Source organism: Parvibaculum sedimenti, assembly GCF_009184905.1.
Classification (GTDB): Bacteria; Pseudomonadota; Alphaproteobacteria; order Parvibaculales; family Parvibaculaceae; genus Parvibaculum; species Parvibaculum sedimenti.
This window is the reverse complement of sequence record NZ_WESC01000014.1, coordinates 82,567-98,622: the sequence shown is the minus strand read 5'-3', so window position 1 is coordinate 98,622 and position 16,056 is coordinate 82,567. Positions and strand designations below refer to the sequence as shown.

Here is a 16,056-nt window from a genome sequence, read left to right as displayed (position 1 = left end):
CGGACACAAGCAAAGCCAGATCAAAGATCTGCTCCCTTGGAATTATCCAGTCAAGGTGTGAACGAAACATCGCTTACCGAATTCCTGGCCTTCGTCGCGGCCGATTTCGGTTTCGATGAGGGCTGTGGTTTTCTGGCAGAGGGACCAGATGAGGTCCTTGTGGGCTTCGGGATCGCGGGCGAGATTGTTGAGCTCGTTCGGGTCTGTCTCGGTGTCGTAGAGCGCGAGGTCGTTATGCGCGAGGAGCATGTCCCAGTCTTTCGGGATGTGATGCTCGCCCAGCGCGAAGAAGCGCGCGAATTTGTAGCGCCCGTCATAGACGCCGCGATGGAGGCCGCGATTGGTGCGGCTGGGTCCGAGATGGCCGAGCTTCAGCGCTTCGATGAAGATCGACGACATGGAGGGCGTGCGACCCTCACGCATCATCGCTTCCATCATCTGCGGGTCGATGTAGAAGGGAACGCCGTAATTGTAGAAAGCGCCGCGCGCGTCGCGCTCCGTTCTGCCGCCCGTCACCGCGGCGGCGAGGCTGACGCCCGGAAGCTTGCCCAGCGGGTCTTCGAGCTGGCCCACATCGCCGCCCGCGAATTCATAGATCGTCGGCAAAAGATCGAGCGTGTTGCCGAGGCTGTCGACGCTGCGCGGGGTGCGCGCGTCGGGGTGGCTGATGTAGAGCGGGACGGCGACATTCTCCTTGAAGATCACCGGGCCCTTCTGGCGCAGGCGCTGCGCGCCCGCCATCTCGCCATGATCGGCGGTGTAGACGACAATGGTGTTGTCGGCGAGGCCGAATGTTTCGAGCGCCGAGAAGAGGCGACGGATCTTGGTGCTCGCGTCGCGCATGCAGTTGAAATAATAGCTCTGGTTCCTGCGCCAGATGTGCTCGTCGTCGGGCAACCTGCCATAGGTGAGATCGCAGATGCCGCGATAGGACTTCACCGCCCAGGGCTCGTTGTCGGCGGGCTGGCGATAGAAGCTTTCGGGAAGCGGGATGTCGCTCCAGTCCTTGTCGTAGATGTCGTTCGCGGGCGCGGGCGCGAGGGGCGAGAGCACGTCCGGGTTGCCGCGCGTGGCGGTCTGCCCGGGCCATGCTTCGAAGAAGCATATGTCATGCGGATTGACGAGGTTGACGGCGAGGAACCAGGGCTTGTCGAGCTTGCGACCGACCTCGTCGAGCCACTGGATCGAGGCGCTGACGGTTGGGCCGTCGAAGCGGTAGCCGTCCCAGACCTTGCCGTGCGGATCGCCATCGATGTTGTAGTCGCTGAAACCGAAGGCTTCCAGCGCCTTGTCGGTCTTCGCATAGGGGCCGTAGCCCAGTTGCGCCGCATGCGGAAGATCGCTCAGGTGCCACTTGCCCTTGTAGGCGGTGTAGTAGCCCAGATCGCGCAGATGATGGCCGATGGAGCGGAGCTTCGTGTTGAGCACGGGGAAAGGCGGCGCGCCGTCATTCACCACCATGTCGGTCTGCTGCGTGTGGCGGCCGAAATAGATCACCGAGCGCGAGGGCGAACACGGCGTCGTGTTGACGTTGTATTTCGGGAAGAAGGTGCCGCGCTCGCGCATCCAGTCATGCGCCGGGAGATCGAGGTTGCCGGGAAGCGAGGCCGAGCGCTCCTGATCGGTCATCACGAAAAGGATGTTGGGCTTTTTCGACCTCAGCGCGGCGGGCGCGCCGAAGGCCGTGCCGCTGCTCGCGACGCCAAGCGCAGCGGCGCCGACGCCCAGCACGCGGCGGCGGGTGGGATGCTGCTTGCCGGTCATGTCCTTCTCCCTCAGGGTTTTGCGCCTTCCAGGATACCCAGAATATCCTCCTCCAGCGCCCAGAAGCGGTCCTGGCCCCAATGGGCGGGCATGTCGTTGACGCGGAAGGTGGGGGCGCCCCAGAGGCCTGCCGCAAAGAGGGCCTTGCGGTTTTCTTCCGCGACCGGCCGCCAGCTTTCGTCGCCGAGCGCGGCCTTGACGGCCGCCTCGTCGAGACCGGCGCGGCGGGCGACATCGTAGAGGCCTGCATCGGAGGCGAGGTCGATGCCGTCGGCAAAGGCGGCGCGCTGGCCAAGCTCCGCGAAGTCTTCGCCGCGGCCGAGCTTCATGGCGCGATGCAGGACGGCGAGCGCGCGCTCGGCGCCTGCGCCCACGGGATCGACGACGGTGCCGAAGGGAATTCCGGCGAGTTCCGCCTCGCGCTTCGTGTCGAGCATGATGTACATGCGCTTGACGCGCGGCACGGGCAGGCCGCGCATCACCATCGGCAGGATGAAGCGCAGACGCAGCTCCGCATCGTAGTGATGCGCGAGTTTCTTCATGCGTGGGAATGAAATCCACGAATAGGGGCTGCGGAAGGAAAACCAGTAGTCGATGACGAGGCGCGGGCCACCCTTCGGAAAGGCAATGAGGCGCATATCGCGCCGGGGGGCGATCTGCGCGGCGCCCTTCGGCAGGCTGTCAAGGCCGATGGAGGCGAGACGCGCCTCGAGATGGCAGAGGCGGTCTATGCCCCAATACCATTCGCCCTCGAAATAGAACATGCCGCCGAGATAATGGCCGAGGCGCTTTCGCATCGCGTCGCCTTCGGCAAGGCTGTGCGCGACGGCCTCCGGCTCCGACGCGCCGTGTTTCGCCGCGAGATCACGCAACGCGGCGGCATCGCCCGCGAAGAGCGCGCGGCCCGCGAGCGGCGCAACCTCGAAAAACGTCCCTCGCGTCTTCGCCGCGAGCAATACGGCGTTGCAGAGCGCAACGAGGGGCGCATCGGGCGAAGCCGCGTTGGCGGGAAATTCAAAGCCATATTCGGCGGCAAGGCGCGGCGCATCCCTTAACGCATAGGCGCGCAGCATGGCGCGCTCAGGCGCGGCGGAGTCCTCCGGCGGGGAAACGAGCATGGACACCAGCGCCACCTTGTAGCGCGCTGCAATGGCGGAAAGCGCCTGCGCGGCGATTTGGCTGTAGGGATCGTCTGCCTGATGAAAATAAAGAACCGTGGGCGCCCCGCCTTTCACTCGGCGGTGAAGCGCGTGAACGGCGCGGCGCGTGTCGCGCAAGGCGCGGCTGGTGAGAAGCGCGCTCCCGGCGCGGCTCAAGACGGCTTTCATCATGGTCCTCTCCACCCCCTTGACACGTTTTTATATAGTGACATTCTTCATGTCAATATTATCGAGGCGTGAAACGCCCAGTAGAGGAGACGGCCCATGAACGTGCTGAGAACGCCGGATGCGTGTTTCGCGAATTTGCCGGACTACACCTTCGCGCCGACCTATGTGGATGTGACGGACACCGACGGCACGGTGCTGCGCATTCATTCGGTCGATGAGGGCCCGAAGGATGCCGAGCCCGTTCTCCTCATGCATGGCGAGCCCTCGTGGTCCTATCTCTACCGGCACATGATCCCCGGCCTCGCGGCGCGGGGGCACCGCGTGGTGGCGCCGGATCTCATCGGCTTCGGGCGCTCCGACAAGCCGAGCGAGCAGTCGGACTACACCTACGAGCGCCATGTGAAATGGATGAGCGACTGGCTGGTCGCGAAGGATCTGAAGGACATCACCCTCTTCTGTCAGGACTGGGGCGGACTTATCGGCCTGCGCCTCGTCGCCGCCTTTCCTGAACGCTTCGCGCGCGTCATCGTCGCCAATACGGGCCTGCCCATCGGCACCGGGCGAACGGACGCCTTTCAGGCATGGCTCGACTTCAGCCAGTCCGTGCCGGTGCTGCCGGTGGGCGAAATCGTCAACATGGGGAGCTTGCGCGAGCTGAGCGCGGCGGAGAAGGCCGCCTATGACGCGCCCTACCCGGAGGAAAATTTCAAGGCGGGCGCGCGGCGCTTTCCCGCGCTCGTGCCGATCACGCCGGAGCATCCTTCCGTCGCCGAGAACAAGGCGGCGTGGAAGGTGCTGGAAGCGTTCGACAAGCCGGTGCTGACCGCCTTCAGCGATGGCGACCCGGTGAGCAAGGGCGGCGAACGCATTTTCCACGAGCGCGTGCCGGGCGCGAAGGGGCAGAAGCATGTTATCATAAAAGATGGTGGACATTTCCTGCAGGAAGACAAGCCCGCCGAGCTCGTCAAGATCATCGATGCATTGATCAGCGAGAAAGCATGAGGGAGGAGATCATGAATTACGAAATTGCCGTCTATCCGAAACGCGAAAAGCTGATGGGGCTCGCGGGCTCGCAAGACACCGCGCCGATCGTCATGCTCAACCTGCTGAAGTTCCACGACGTCGCCCAATATAAGGACGGGCGCGCGGAGAAGATCAGCGGGCGCGAGGCCTATATGCGCTATGCGACGGAAATGGAGAAGATCGTGGCCGCGAATGGCGGGCGCTTTCTTTTCTTTGCTGATTTGAAGGATGTCGTGATCGGCGAGGTCGGCGATCTCTGGGACGAGGTGGGCCTCGTCGAATATGCCTCGGCCGCAAGCTTTGCCGCCCTCGTCACCTCGCCGGAGGTGCTTGCCCTCTCGAACCACCGCGAGGCCGGTCTCGCGGGACAGCTTCTCATCCGCTCGACGCTCGCCTTCGAGCCCAAATGACGAAAAACGGGAGGACGATCATGCGCCCACCGTCTCGTGCGGTCATTGCCGTTCTCTCGCTTCTCGGCGCGGTCAACCTCGCGCGCGGATCGATCCATCTCTTCGCGCCCGACGGCGGGCTTACCGCCATTGCCGGGCTCGATCTTGGGCAGGCGCGGGAGATCGCGCTTTTCTTCATCGGTGCGGTCGGCGTCGGGCAAATCACGCTCGGCGCCGTCGACCTGCTGGTCGCCACGCGCTTCCGCATGATGGCCCTGCCCCTGCTGCTCGTTCATATGGGCGAGCTCGCGCTCGGGCTGTTCCTCTTCCTCCTGTGGCGTCCCCTGCCCCATGCGGTGCCGGGTCAATATGGCGCGGTCTTTTCTTTCATCGCCGTGGGCATCATAACTGCGTGGGAATTACTGCGCGGACGAGCCGATGCAACAAGCTGAAGAAACCACCGACAAGGAAGACGGACGTCGCCTGCGCGGGCAGGAAAACCGCCGGCGCATTGTCGAGGCAATGCTCGAACTCGTGCGCGAGGGCAACATCTCGCCGGGCGCCGAGGATGTGTCGGCAAGAGCTGATGTGGGCCTGCGCACTGTCTTCCGTCATTTCAACGACATGGACAGCCTTTACCGCGAAATCTCGGACGTGATGCTCGCGGAGATCGAGCCCATCGCCGCCGGACCCTTGCCGGAAGGCGACTGGCCGACCCGGCTCGAAGCCATGATCGACCGACGCATCCGCGTTTTCGAGAAGATCATGCCGTTCAAGATCGCGGCCGATGTTCACAAATACCGCTCCGCCGTTCTCCGCGAGGATCACGATACATTGACGAAGATGCAGCGCACGACATTGCGCAAGGCGCTTCCCCCCGCGCTCAAGCATGACCGCATGCAATTCGAGGCGCTCGACCTGCTGATGAGTTTCGACAGCTGGAGAAGACTGCGGATGGAACAGGGGCTATCGGTGGCGCAGGCGCGGAAAACGGTGATCCTCGCCGTCAGCGCGATTGCGGCAGCAGCCGGGGTTCAGCCGACAACTTCATCGATATAGAGATTGACCTCGGCGACCGCAGCGCGGAGGCGTTCGATCATCGGCGCCCTCGCGGTCTGGTCGGCGAGCCGCTCGGCCTCCTCGGCGATGTCGCCCAGCGCGAAGGCGCCGAGGCCGCGGGCGGAGCCTTTGAGGCTGTGGGCGGCATCGCGCCACTCCTTGTCGTCCGTCGCGTCGCTCAGCCGGTCGAGATAGAGCTGCGCCTGCGCGCGGAACAGTCCGAGGAGTTCGGCCTCAAGGTCGCGGTTGCCCAGCGTGTATTGAGCGAGGTGGGCGAGATCGAGCGGCTGCATGATTGCGGGCATGGGTCTTCTCCGAAAGCCGTGTCGCGGGCCTTGGCGAGCCTAGCCGGGCATGTGGTAGCGAAGCGTTAACCGCCTGTGGCCCCCCGCCCGCATTTCGGCGGGCTTATGCGGAAAAATCGGCAGAATCGACCCTACCATTCACACCGGGGGCCGCCCGGGGCGCTGGCCGGTTGACGGACAGGCCGCCTTCCGACAGGTTGAAGTTCGAGCTTCGGCTAGGGGCAAAAGACCATGAAAACACTGGATTTGGCGCCCAGGGCGCCTGAAACCGCGGAATCTCCGGCAGCCAATGAGCTGCCGGTGAAGGCGGCCAATGAGGACTCGCCTGCGGCGGGCGCGCTCTACCGGCTGATCGCGCGGCGGCCTTCGAGGCGCATTCCGGCGGCGGCGGCGGTGGCGAGCCTCTTCTGCGTCGGCGCGGCGGCGGCTTACCTCTGGGGTTTTTACGGCGCGGAGGGGCTATCGAAGCTCACGCCGAACGAGCTCGTGCTGATCGGCCTCGGCGCGGCGCTGCCCATCATTCTCGTCTGGTTCGCCGCCTATGCCATCTGGCGCGGACAGGAGATGAAGCTCATGGCGGAGGCGCTGGCGCGCACCGCGATCCGCATGACCGACCCCGCCGATCCGGCGAGCGAAGAGATCATCACCATTTCGCAGGCCGTGCGCCGCGAGCTCGATGCGATGAAGGAAGGGCTGGCGCAAGCGCTGGCCGAGACCGTGCGTCTCAACGCGCTGGTCGCGGAAGAACTCGACGCGATCGACAAAGGCACGGGCCGCGCGGAAGAGCGCACCCGCGTGATGGGTGAACTTCTCAGCGAGCAGCGCGAGGGCCTCGGCGAACTTGCCCGCGCCATCGGCAGCGAGAGCGACACGGTCGCCCGCTCGATCCGCGAACAGGTGGATGCCGTGCGCGGGCTCGTCGACAAGGCGGCAACGACGCTCGACGATGCCGGCACGCGCATCGTCGCGCAGACGGAAACGCTCGCCCGGGTGAGCGAGGCCGCGCGCGCGGGCGCGGACGCCACCACCTCCATGCTCGACAGGCAGGCCTCGCGCCTCGAAGTCGTGGCGAATGCGGCGCTTTCACAGGCCGACACGCTGGCGCAGCGCTATGAGACGAAGCGCCAACTCATCGGCGAAGCGGCAGAGAGGCTCAGCACGGAGCGCGAAAAGCTCGAAGCCGTTTTCGAGGAGCATCGCGACAATATGCTCGCTGCCGATCAGGCGATGAACGAACGGACGCAGGAGATCGGCCACGCCGCGGCGGAACTTGCCGCGCGTCTCAACGCCACGTTCGACAATGCGGCGGAACGAGCCAAGGCGCTCGACGAAACGATCTCCGCCGACATTCTGCGCGCGGTCGCGGAGATGAGCGAAGCGTCGGGCACGATCAGCCGGTCGGCGGGCGCGGCAACGCGGGCCATCGGCGCAACGGTCGACGAGTTACGTGGCGCCACGGGCGCGCTCGGTGAAGACGTGACGCGAGCCGCGGCAGACGCCATTGGCGCAACGGTGACCCAGATCCGCGCCGCGACATCCATGATGGCCAATGATGTGACGAAGGCGGCGGCCACGCTATCCACCGATATTGCGGAGCGCACGAACGCCTTGCGCGTCATCGTGACCAAGGCCGTGTCCGACAGCGACCATGCGGGCGAGCGCTTCAACGCCGCCATGATCCGCCTTGGCGGCGCGGCGAAGGAAGCGGGCCGCGCGATGCAGGAAGCCTCCAGCGAACTCGAAGCGCGGCTCTCACGCATGCCCGTGGAGGCGGCTGCGAGCGCGGCGTCGCTCAATCATGTCTTGCAGGACCAGCTTTCGGCGCTCGCCTCCATCGCCGACATCGTGACGCGGCATGCGCGGACGCTGGACCGCACGTCTCCCGGTTACGCGGCGCCTGCTCATGCGGGCGAAACGCCGCCGCCCCCGCCCCGTCCGGACATGGCATGGCCGGATGCCTCTCGGCCTGCCGACACCTCGCGCAACTGGGGCATTTCCGATCTGCTCGCCGCAGCCGAGCGCCTGCCCGACCGGGACGCGCCGCCGAAGCCCGGCGAGCTGACCGACGGCATGAGCGACAGCGAATTCCACCGCTCGTCGCTTCAGGTCATCGAGACATTGCAGGCACTCGCCGTCGACCTCGACCGCGCGCTGGAACAAAGCCCGCCCGCCGAACTCTGGCAGCGCTATCAGGCGGGCGAGCGCAATGTCTTCGCGCGGCGGCTTTACAATATCGCGGGCCGCCAGCTCTACGACCGTATCGCCGTCAAATATCGCGGCGACGAGGAGTTCCGCGACCATGTCGACAGGTTCGTCTCGCTCTTCGAACGGCTGCTCGCCTCCGCATCGACGCGCGATAGGGAGAACATCCTCGCCGAAACCTATCTCACCTCGGACACCGGCAAGGCCTATCTGATTCTTGCCCAGGCGAGCGGCAAGCTGGCCTAGCTCTGCGGAGCGGCGGCCTTTGCCGCTGCGAGACGGGCGTTTTCGTCGGCCCAGACCGCTATGCCTTCGAGAGTCTGGCGGAGGCCGATGTCATAGGCCGCGACAATGGCGGATATGCCGCTGCCGCTGACGGGCACGGAGGCACCGAAGGATTTGACGGCGACGATGGTGCGTTCGTTTTCAAGCACCAGCCGCGCGTAAAGCTCGATCTTCACCGTAAGGCCCGACGGGTTCGTCGCGTCGACGGCGAACTGGCGGATATCGCCTGTGAGCTCGTAATCGCCGCGGAGATCGGCGCCCCGCGTCGCGACGGAAGCGAAGCGACCGGAGTTTTCCATCGTCTCGACCATGAGGTTCTGGATCAGGCGCGGCGCCCGGTCCGCCCAGCGGGCGTCGGCGTAATATTTGAGTTCGTTCACGCCCGACTGCTGAACGATGCGCGCACTGTCGATGACGGCGGGGGCGGAGAACTCATCCACCACGACCTGAGCGGGCTTCAGCGCATTGGACGATGCCGGCGCGGGATGCCCCGCTGTCAGCGTGAAGAGCTGCGGCGGCGGCTCGCTGGCGACGTTCGCCAGCGCGCAGGCGCAAAGCGGAAGGAGAAGGACAAGCGCCGCACTGCGCCGCGCGAAACGATGAAGCGGGTTCATTGTGCTTTCACTTCCGGAACGTTTTTGCCGATGAGGAAGCGCGCCGGATCGTCCTGGGCGCGGGAAACGATACGATCGAGCGCGGTGACGAGGTCGCGCGTCTCCGAGACGAGCTGCGGGATCTGGGTCAGCCCGTCCCTGCTCATGCGATTGATCGCCGGACCGTTGACGCGCAGAAGCTGATCGAGATTCTCCGCAACCTTGCGATAGGAATCCGAGGTGTTGCGCAGATCTGCGATGAGTCCCTTGGCATCATTCTTGACGAGACTGTCGGCGCTGCGGCTGAGAGAGCTGAAATGTTCCGACGCATCGGCCAGGTTCTTGATCGCCCTCTTCATGTCGCCCGAACTGTCGGCAAGCTCGGTCGAGAGCCTGTCGAGGTTCTCGACCACATGGCCGATCGACTTCTGATTGTTGGCGAGCGTCGCGTTCAGCTCCTGCAACAGCTTGTTCGCGCTCTGCAGCGTTTCGGGCGCCGACTTCGCAAGCTCCTGCAAGGTCGAGGGTGCACCGCGAATGACCGCATAGGCCTCGCCATTCTTCGGCTTCAGAAGCTGTGAGCCGGGGCTGCCGCCAGTGATCTGGATGACGGCGACGCCGGTGATGCCCGAGGCTTCGAGCTGGGCGATCGAGTCTTCCTTCACAGGCGTGCGCGCGTCGAGCTGGATCAGCGCGACGACCTCGCTCGGATCGTTCTCGGCAAGGTGAAGATCCATCACACGCCCGACCGGTAGGCCGTTGAATTGAACGGAGCCCGATTTGCTCAGGCCGGAGACGGAGCCGCGAAAAATGATCTGGTAGTAGGAATATTGGCGATCGAGCTGCACCTGGCTGATCCAGAGCGCAAAGCCGAAGATGCAGGCCAGCACCACCAGCGCGAAAGTCCCGATCAGGACATTGTTCGATTTGATTTCCATGATGTCGCCCGGGTTCGCCTACTTGCCAGCAAAGGCCGCGCGCGCGCGCGGGCCGTGGAAATATTCCCTGATCCAGGGGTGCTCGCTCTGCAACATGTCGTCAATCGTTCCAATCAGGATAACACGCCGCTCGGCCAGCACAGCTATCCTGTCGCAGGTCGCGTAAAGCGTGTCGAGATCGTGGGTCACCATGACGACGGTGAGGCCGAGCGTGTGCGCGAGGTCTGTAATGAGTTCGTCGAAAGCGGCGGCACCGATGGGGTCGAGGCCCGCCGTGGGCTCGTCGAGAAAGAGGATTTCAGGGTCGAGCGCAAGCGCGCGGGCAAGCCCCGCCCTCTTCTTCATGCCGCCGGAAAGCTCCGAGGGGAAGAGATCGGCCGCACCGGAGCGAAGCCCCACCATGGCGATCTTCACCGCCGCCAGCTCATCCATGAGCTTCTGGCCCATATGGAGATGTTCGCGATAGGCGACCTGCACGTTCTGGGCGACGGTGAGTGCGGAGAAAAGCGCACCCTCCTGAAAGAGCACGCCCCACCGCCGTTCCTGCGCGCGGCGTTCATCTTCCGGCAGCATTTCGAGGTCTTTCCCGAAGACACGGATATTGCCGCCATCCGGCGACTTGAGCCCGAGGATGGTGCGCAGAAGCACGGACTTGCCTGTGCCCGAACCGCCGACGATGCCCAGCACTTCGCCCCGCTTCACCGAGAGATCGAGATTCTCGTGGATGACGTGATCGTCGAACTTCGTCAGAAGGCCCTGCACCTCAATGATCGGTTCCTCGACGATCTGGTTCCCGCTCTCCATCAGATCCCCACTGCGGTGAAGAACATGGCGAAGATCGCATCGAGAATGATGACGAGGAAGATCGAGCGGACGACCGAACTCGTCGTCTGTGTACCAACGGATTCCGCGCTGCCCGTAACATCGAGGCCGGCACGGCAGCCGACAAGCGCGATGACGATCGCCATGAAGGGCGCCTTCAGAAGACCTACGCCGAATGTCCAGAAATCGGCCGCCGCGCGAAGCCTTTCTATATAGACGGCGGGCGACATGTTGAGCTGCATGACCGCGACGACACCGCCACCGATGAGACCCATGATGTCGCCGATAAAGGCAAGAAGCGGCATGGTGAAGAGCAGCGCGAGGACGCGCGGCACCACCAGCATGTCCATCGGATCGAGGCCGAGGGTGCGCATGGCGTCGATTTCCTCGCGCATCTTCATCGAACCGATTTCGGCGGTGAAGGCGCTGCCGGAACGGCCCGCGACGATGATGGCGGTGAGCAGGATACCGACTTCGCGCAGGAAGATGATGGCGATGAGGTTGACGGTAAAGACATCCGCACCGAAGCGGCGAAGCTGCGTCGCGCCCTGCTGCGCGATCACCGCGCCGATGAGAAAGGTGAGCAGGCAGACGAGTGGAAGCGCGTCGAAGCCCGCCTTTTCCATGTGATGGACGAGCGGCGTCAGGCGGAACCGGCTCGGGTGGCGGATGCTGCGCCAGATCGTGGCGAGGACATGGCCCAGGAACTCGACGAAGGTGAGCGTCTCCAACCCCATGGCCACGACCGCGGCGCCGATACGCCCCACTACCTCGACATAGAGCGACGACCGCTCCGGAACGGTGGGCTTTGGCACCCCGCCCTCGCCCACCTTGTCGAGCAGGATCTTGTGTCCCTCCTTCAGCCCCTCATAGCTGACCTTGACGCCCTGCGCTTCGAGCGAGGCAACCGTGCGATCGATGAGCCATGCGCCGGCGGTGTCGAGACGGATGAGGGCCGACATGTCGAAAACGGCGCTTTCCCCAACTGGCTTTGCGGCGACGAAGGCGCGCAGATCGTCGTCGATCGCGAGAATGGGGGTCACAGACCAGTCTCCCGCCGGGCGGAAAGTGAATCCGCCCACCCTGTCTATGACCGCATAGGAGGCGGCAGCCCCCTGACCGGAGGGCCCTTGAGCGCCTGATGCTTCCGCCAAACCGCCTCCAGGTGTCCAAAAATTCACGCGCCAGTTTGACGCATGCCCTTACCTAGGCCGAAAGTTAGTTTAGCCTAGGAGCGGACGCCATAGCCAGACGGAGCGCGCCGCTCCGCTGTGCCCGCGTACGCAAGAATTAGAGAACACCAAGGAGATTCCATCATGAAGGCGGTTCTGAACGGATTGGCCACATTTGCGCTCGCCATGTCGCTCGCGGGCGTAGCTTCGGCCAACGACGACTGGAAAGGTGGCGACGCCGAAAAGGGCGAAAAGGTTTTCAAGAAGTGCGCCGCCTGCCACACCGTCGAGGAAGGTGGTCCGAACCGGGTCGGTCCGAACCTGCATGGCATCCTCGATCGCCCAGCTGCTTCGCATGCCGGCTACAAATATTCCGCCGCCATGACGAAGAAGGGCACGGAAGGCCTGAAGTGGAGCGAGGACAACCTCTTCGCCTATCTTGAGAAGCCCGCCGCCTTCGTTCCCGGCACGAACATGACCTTCATCGGGTTGAAGAAGCCCGAGGACCGCAAGGACCTGATCGCCTTTCTCGAAAAGGCCGCCGGCCACACGAAGTAAGCGCAGAAGCGCGAGACGACCTCCCTTCCCGGCCCTTTCCGCGCGACGCGACGGGGGCCGGGAAAGGTTCCCGTTAACTCTCCACTCCCGCTGGAACGGAAGCTGCACCGCCGACCTTGGCGATGCTGTCATTGTCTCGCAACAGGACAACGGCAGATACACAGTGTCCAGAACCGGGGCATGGCCGCGCCGAAACAGGCCGGCGATGCGTGAGAGAGACGATGGAATCGACACCTGCATTCCACAGACTTTCGGCGATCCTGCCGGGCCTCGTGCTCGTGCTGAGCCTCGCCCTTTCGATTTATGACATCGGCGGTCTGGCGACGGCGCTGCGCGACCACGTCTTCGACATCTATCAGCGCATCGAGCCGCGCAAGGCCGGGCCCGACGGCCCCCATGCGGTCTATATCGACATCGGCTCCGAAAGCGCGCAGCGCTATGACACCTGGCCCTGGCCGCGCAAGCGGCTCGTGGATCTCGTGAATGCCGTGCGGGCCGCAGGCGCCAGCGCAATCCTCCTCGACATGCCGCTTTACGAGGAGGACCCGACCTCGACGGCCTCGCTGCTGAAGCTCTGGACGCCGCTGCCGGATTCAACCTCCTATGAACTGCGGGAAGGCCTCGCCAGCCTGCCCGATCACGAACAGGCATTCGCAGCGCTGCTGGCGGCCACGCCCTCGGTGATTTCCTTCGAGCCGGGCAAGGCGCCGCTCGGCGACGTCCGCGCGCCGGTCGCGCATGCCAATATTGCTTCGCAAGGCAGCGATGCCCGCCACTATGCCGCCACCTATGCGCTCTGGCGCCCGAGCCTTGCCTCCTTCGAGGCCGCAGCCAAAGGCGGCGGCGCAACGCTACCCGACCAGACGCCGGGGACCGCCGTGCGCACGCTCCCCATGCTCGTCAATCTCGGCGGAACGCTCTATCCCTCCAACATCCTCGAGGCGCTGCGCGTGATGCGCGGCGGCACGGGCTACCACGCGAATGTCGCCGAATCCGAAATGGGCTTCACTTTCGGCATGGAGCCGGGCGTCGAACAGGTGTCCATTGACGATACAGGCCTTGCCGCGCTGACCAGCATCAATGGCGCGCTGCAGCTTTATTTCGGCGGGCCGGACACGCGGATCGCCATGTCGGCCTCGAAGCTGCTTGATGGCGACACCGATATTTCCTCGCTCAAGGACCGCGTCGCCGTGATCGGCGTTTCGGCCAATGGCACACAACGGCTCTACGACACGCCGACGGGTATTCAGATGCCGTCCGGCGCCATCGCAGCCAATGCAATCGACCAGATCCTCGATGGCGCCTTCCTGACGCGGCCGGGCTGGGCCACGGCTGCCGAACAGCTCTACATTTTCGTCGGTGGCATTCTCGTCATCATCCTGCTCAGCCTGTTCCGCTTCCGCTGGGGCTTCATGCTCACGCTGCTGCTCGGCTGCGGCGGCGTCTACGCCTCATGGTGGGCCTTCGAGACGCATCGCTGGCTCATCGACCCCTCGCTTGGCGGCCTCACGCTGATCGCCGCGAGCCTGACCTGCGCGCTGATGACGAAGCTCCATTCCGAGGAGCAGACGCAGTTCATCGACGCCCAGTTTTCGCGCCGCCTCTCGCCGTCGGGCCTTGCCAGGGTGCATGCGCATCCGAACCTCGTCCAGGCGGAGGGACAGCTCAAGCCCGTGACCTCGGTGGTCGCGGGTCTTCGCGGCTTCAACATCATCGCCGACCGTTATCTCGAAGATCCCCAGGCCTATGCCGATATCCTCAACCGCTTCTTCTCGCCGATGGTGAAGATCGTTCAGGACCGCAACGGCATGGTGGACCGCACCGTGGGCGACACGCTTTATGCTGTCTGGAACGCGCCTTTCGACGTCAACGAACACGCGTCCAAGGGCTGCGACGCGGCGCTGCGCATGGTCGAAAATCTCGAAGCGCTGAACGAATTCCTCGAAGAGGACGCGCGGCGCCAGCATCTGAGCCATGTGCCGCTGAGCCTTTCGATCGGCATCGACACCGGGCTCGCGACCACGGGCAATATGGGCGCGATCCTCCAATTCGATTACGGCGTCCTCGGCGAACCGGTGAGCTTCGGCGCCCATCTCCAGCGCAATGCACGGAACTATGGCCCGGCCATCATTGTGGGCGAAGGCACGCAGCGCGCAGTGGGCGACCGCTATGCGCTCCTCGAAATCGACCTCATCTCGACGCCGCGCCACCCCGAAGGCCGACGTGTCTTTGCGTTGCTGGGCGACCCGATCATGCGCGCCAATCCCAAGTTCCGTGCGCTGCAGGAAGCGCATGCGCTGATCTTCTCGGCCTATCGCAACCAGCGCTGGGCCGATGCGCGAGCGGCGATCACCGAATGCCGCAAGCTCAACGGCGCGATTTCGACGCTTTACGATTTCTACGAAGCGCGGATTGCCCAATATGAGGCGAACCCGCCCGGCGAGCACTGGAACGGTTCCTGGTATGCGGGCCGCATCTGACATCCGCAGAAACGTGCATCTTTGGACTTGGCGGCCTTGCGCGAGAAAGGCATCATCCGGCCAGATGATTGCCCTCCACTCTCTCTATTCGTCACGCGCCGCATAAGCGGGCCATGACGAGTGGAAAGAAAGAATCCAGACGATGCGCGAGATTTCCGTCGAAACCGAGACCTGGCCCATCGCGGGCGCCTTCACCATTTCACGCGGATCGAAAACGGAAGCCCATGTCGTCACCGTCACCATTCGCGACGGCAGCGCGACGGGCCGCGGCGAATGCGTCCCCTATGGCCGCTATGGGGAAACCGTGAAGGACGTCATGGCCTCGATCAAAGGCGCGAGCCAGGCGCTTGCCGACGGCATGACACGCGAGGAACTGCAGCGCGCCATGCCGCGCGGCGCCGCGCGCAATGCGGTCGATTGCGCACTTTGGGATCTGGAAGCGAAACTCACGGGCGAGCCTGTCTGGAAGCTCGCAGGCCTCGAAGAACCAAAACCCCTCACCACCGCCTACACGCTGAGCCTTGCCGAGCCCGACGCCATGCGCGAGGCAGCACGGACCGCCGCTGCGCGACCGCTGCTGAAGCTGAAACTCGGCGGCGACGGACAGGACATCGCCCGCGTCGCGGCGGTGCGCGAAGGCGCGCCCGAGGCGACGCTCATCGTCGATGCGAATGAAGGCTGGAAGGCCGACGACGTGCTGCCACTCGCCACGGAACTCGCGAAATTCAATGTCGCGCTGATCGAGCAGCCGCTGCCTGCAAAGGAGGACGAAGCCCTGCGCGGGCTCACCTCTCCCATTCCACTTTGCGCGGACGAATCCGCGCATGGGCTCGAAGGCATGACGAGGCTCGTCGGCCTCTATCAATATGTGAATGTGAAACTCGACAAGACGGGCGGGCTCACTGAGGCGCTCTCGGTCATTCGCTGCGCCAGGCGGCGCAAGCTCGACGTGATGGTAGGCTGCATGGTCGCGACGTCGCTCGCCATGGCACCCGCCGCGCTCATTGCGCAAGGCGCCACCTTCGTCGACCTCGACGGGCCGCTTCTGCTCGCGAAAGACCGCGAGCACGGCATTCGTTACGACGGCAGCGTGATGATGCCGCCGGAACGGGCGCTGTGGGGATAAGCATTCACCCCT

General features: G+C 64.4%; 15 protein-coding genes. 8 read left to right on the top strand and 7 right to left on the bottom strand.

Features of this window, described 5'->3' with window-relative positions; all coding sequences use genetic code 11:
* Nucleotides 1-42 precede the first annotated feature (42 nt).
* Together F2P47_RS14650 and F2P47_RS17735 are read right to left on the bottom strand one after the other, a co-directional pair.
* On the bottom strand, nucleotides 43-1,764 hold the full coding sequence (locus tag F2P47_RS14650; protein ID WP_152217123.1) for a sulfatase family protein: 1,722 nt from the start codon (nucleotides 1,762-1,764) through the stop codon (nucleotides 43-45).
* A gap of 11 nt (nucleotides 1,765-1,775) precedes the next feature.
* The gene (locus F2P47_RS17735) at nucleotides 1,776-3,095 is read right to left on the bottom strand and encodes a DsbA family protein (RefSeq protein ID WP_185681134.1); all 1,320 of its coding nucleotides are present in this window, start codon (nucleotides 3,093-3,095) and stop codon (nucleotides 1,776-1,778) included.
* 93 nt (nucleotides 3,096-3,188) lie between these two features.
* On the opposite strand from F2P47_RS17735, the gene F2P47_RS14640 reads away from it, so the two are divergent.
* The 4 genes from F2P47_RS14640 to F2P47_RS14625 are packed head-to-tail and all read left to right on the top strand — an operon-like array spanning nucleotide 3,189 to nucleotide 5,563.
* On the top strand, nucleotides 3,189-4,094 hold the full coding sequence (locus F2P47_RS14640) for a haloalkane dehalogenase (RefSeq protein WP_152217122.1): 906 nt from the start codon (nucleotides 3,189-3,191) through the stop codon (nucleotides 4,092-4,094).
* Between the two features lie 11 nt (nucleotides 4,095-4,105).
* On the top strand, nucleotides 4,106-4,525 hold the full coding sequence (locus tag F2P47_RS14635; RefSeq protein ID WP_152217121.1) for a DUF1330 domain-containing protein: 420 nt from the start codon (nucleotides 4,106-4,108) through the stop codon (nucleotides 4,523-4,525).
* A 20-nt stretch (nucleotides 4,526-4,545) separates the two neighbouring features.
* Nucleotides 4,546-4,956, top strand: a complete 411-nt coding sequence (locus F2P47_RS14630) for a hypothetical protein (RefSeq protein WP_152217120.1) — start codon at nucleotides 4,546-4,548, stop codon at nucleotides 4,954-4,956.
* A complete protein-coding gene (locus F2P47_RS14625) occupies nucleotides 4,943-5,563 on the top strand; it encodes a TetR/AcrR family transcriptional regulator (RefSeq protein ID WP_152217119.1) in 621 nt (206 codons plus the stop codon). The genes F2P47_RS14630 and F2P47_RS14625 overlap by 14 nt, the downstream gene beginning before the upstream one ends.
* On the opposite strand, the gene F2P47_RS14620 is transcribed toward F2P47_RS14625, so the two are convergent.
* Nucleotides 5,539-5,868, bottom strand: coding sequence for an Hpt domain-containing protein (locus tag F2P47_RS14620; RefSeq protein WP_152217118.1), 330 nt, complete (start codon nucleotides 5,866-5,868; stop codon nucleotides 5,539-5,541). The genes F2P47_RS14625 and F2P47_RS14620 overlap by 25 nt on opposite strands.
* A 231-nt stretch (nucleotides 5,869-6,099) precedes the next feature.
* On the opposite strand from F2P47_RS14620, the gene F2P47_RS14615 reads away from it, so the two are divergent.
* Complete coding sequence (locus tag F2P47_RS14615) at nucleotides 6,100-8,316, top strand: coiled-coil domain-containing protein (protein ID WP_152217117.1); 2,217 nt, start codon at nucleotides 6,100-6,102, stop codon at nucleotides 8,314-8,316.
* On the opposite strand, the gene F2P47_RS14610 is transcribed toward F2P47_RS14615, so the two are convergent.
* The 4 genes from F2P47_RS14610 to F2P47_RS14595 are packed head-to-tail and all read right to left on the bottom strand — an operon-like array spanning nucleotide 8,313 to nucleotide 11,751.
* Nucleotides 8,313-8,969 carry an ABC-type transport auxiliary lipoprotein family protein gene (locus tag F2P47_RS14610; protein ID WP_152217116.1) on the bottom strand — a complete coding sequence of 219 codons (657 nt, stop codon included), beginning with the start codon at nucleotides 8,967-8,969 and terminating at the stop codon, nucleotides 8,313-8,315. The two genes, F2P47_RS14615 and F2P47_RS14610, sit on opposite strands and share 4 nt — an antisense overlap.
* Nucleotides 8,966-9,886, bottom strand: a complete 921-nt coding sequence (locus F2P47_RS14605) for an MlaD family protein (protein WP_152217115.1) — start codon at nucleotides 9,884-9,886, stop codon at nucleotides 8,966-8,968. Before F2P47_RS14605 ends, F2P47_RS14610 begins: the two co-directional genes overlap by 4 nt.
* An 18-nt stretch (nucleotides 9,887-9,904) precedes the next feature.
* Nucleotides 9,905-10,690 (bottom strand): ABC transporter ATP-binding protein, encoded by a 786-nt coding sequence (locus F2P47_RS14600; protein ID WP_152217114.1) that lies wholly within the window; start codon nucleotides 10,688-10,690, stop codon nucleotides 9,905-9,907.
* A complete protein-coding gene (locus tag F2P47_RS14595; RefSeq protein ID WP_152217113.1) occupies nucleotides 10,690-11,751 on the bottom strand; it encodes an MlaE family ABC transporter permease in 1,062 nt (353 codons plus the stop codon). Before F2P47_RS14595 ends, F2P47_RS14600 begins: the two co-directional genes overlap by 1 nt.
* A 273-nt stretch (nucleotides 11,752-12,024) precedes the next feature.
* Between F2P47_RS14595 and F2P47_RS14590 the strand changes: the two genes are divergently transcribed.
* From F2P47_RS14590 to dgcA, 3 genes are all read left to right on the top strand, one after another.
* Nucleotides 12,025-12,438, top strand: a complete 414-nt coding sequence (locus F2P47_RS14590; protein ID WP_152217112.1) for a c-type cytochrome — start codon at nucleotides 12,025-12,027, stop codon at nucleotides 12,436-12,438.
* Nucleotides 12,439-12,659: 221 nt separating this feature from the next.
* Entirely contained in the window at nucleotides 12,660-14,918 is a 2,259-nt protein-coding gene (locus tag F2P47_RS14585) for a CHASE2 domain-containing protein (protein WP_185681133.1), read from the top strand.
* Nucleotides 14,919-15,060: 142 nt separating this feature from the next.
* On the top strand, nucleotides 15,061-16,044 hold the full coding sequence (dgcA, locus tag F2P47_RS14580) for an N-acetyl-D-Glu racemase DgcA (protein ID WP_152217110.1): 984 nt from the start codon (nucleotides 15,061-15,063) through the stop codon (nucleotides 16,042-16,044).
* Nucleotides 16,045-16,056 lie beyond the last annotated feature (12 nt).

Bases quoted from the DNA above. Each gene is read 5' to 3' on its own strand.
- F2P47_RS14630 (WP_152217120.1), top strand. From the start codon at position 4,546: ATGCGCCCACCGTCTCGTGCGGTCATTGCCGTTCTCTCGCTTCTCGGC.
- F2P47_RS14605 (WP_152217115.1), bottom strand. From the start codon at position 9,886: ATGGAAATCAAATCGAACAATGTCCTGATCGGGACTTTCGCGCTGGTG.
- F2P47_RS14610 (WP_152217116.1), bottom strand. From the start codon at position 8,969: ATGAACCCGCTTCATCGTTTCGCGCGGCGCAGTGCGGCGCTTGTCCTT.
- F2P47_RS14585 (WP_185681133.1), top strand. From the start codon at position 12,660: ATGGAATCGACACCTGCATTCCACAGACTTTCGGCGATCCTGCCGGGC.
- F2P47_RS17735 (WP_185681134.1), bottom strand. From the start codon at position 3,095: ATGATGAAAGCCGTCTTGAGCCGCGCCGGGAGCGCGCTTCTCACCAGC.
- F2P47_RS14620 (WP_152217118.1), bottom strand. From the start codon at position 5,868: ATGCCCGCAATCATGCAGCCGCTCGATCTCGCCCACCTCGCTCAATAC.
- F2P47_RS14600 (WP_152217114.1), bottom strand. From the start codon at position 10,690: ATGGAGAGCGGGAACCAGATCGTCGAGGAACCGATCATTGAGGTGCAG.
- F2P47_RS14640 (WP_152217122.1), top strand. From the start codon at position 3,189: ATGAACGTGCTGAGAACGCCGGATGCGTGTTTCGCGAATTTGCCGGAC.
- F2P47_RS14590 (WP_152217112.1), top strand. From the start codon at position 12,025: ATGAAGGCGGTTCTGAACGGATTGGCCACATTTGCGCTCGCCATGTCG.
- F2P47_RS14650 (WP_152217123.1), bottom strand. From the start codon at position 1,764: ATGACCGGCAAGCAGCATCCCACCCGCCGCCGCGTGCTGGGCGTCGGC.
- F2P47_RS14625 (WP_152217119.1), top strand. From the start codon at position 4,943: ATGCAACAAGCTGAAGAAACCACCGACAAGGAAGACGGACGTCGCCTG.
- F2P47_RS14615 (WP_152217117.1), top strand. From the start codon at position 6,100: ATGAAAACACTGGATTTGGCGCCCAGGGCGCCTGAAACCGCGGAATCT.
- F2P47_RS14635 (WP_152217121.1), top strand. From the start codon at position 4,106: ATGAATTACGAAATTGCCGTCTATCCGAAACGCGAAAAGCTGATGGGG.
- dgcA (WP_152217110.1), top strand. From the start codon at position 15,061: ATGCGCGAGATTTCCGTCGAAACCGAGACCTGGCCCATCGCGGGCGCC.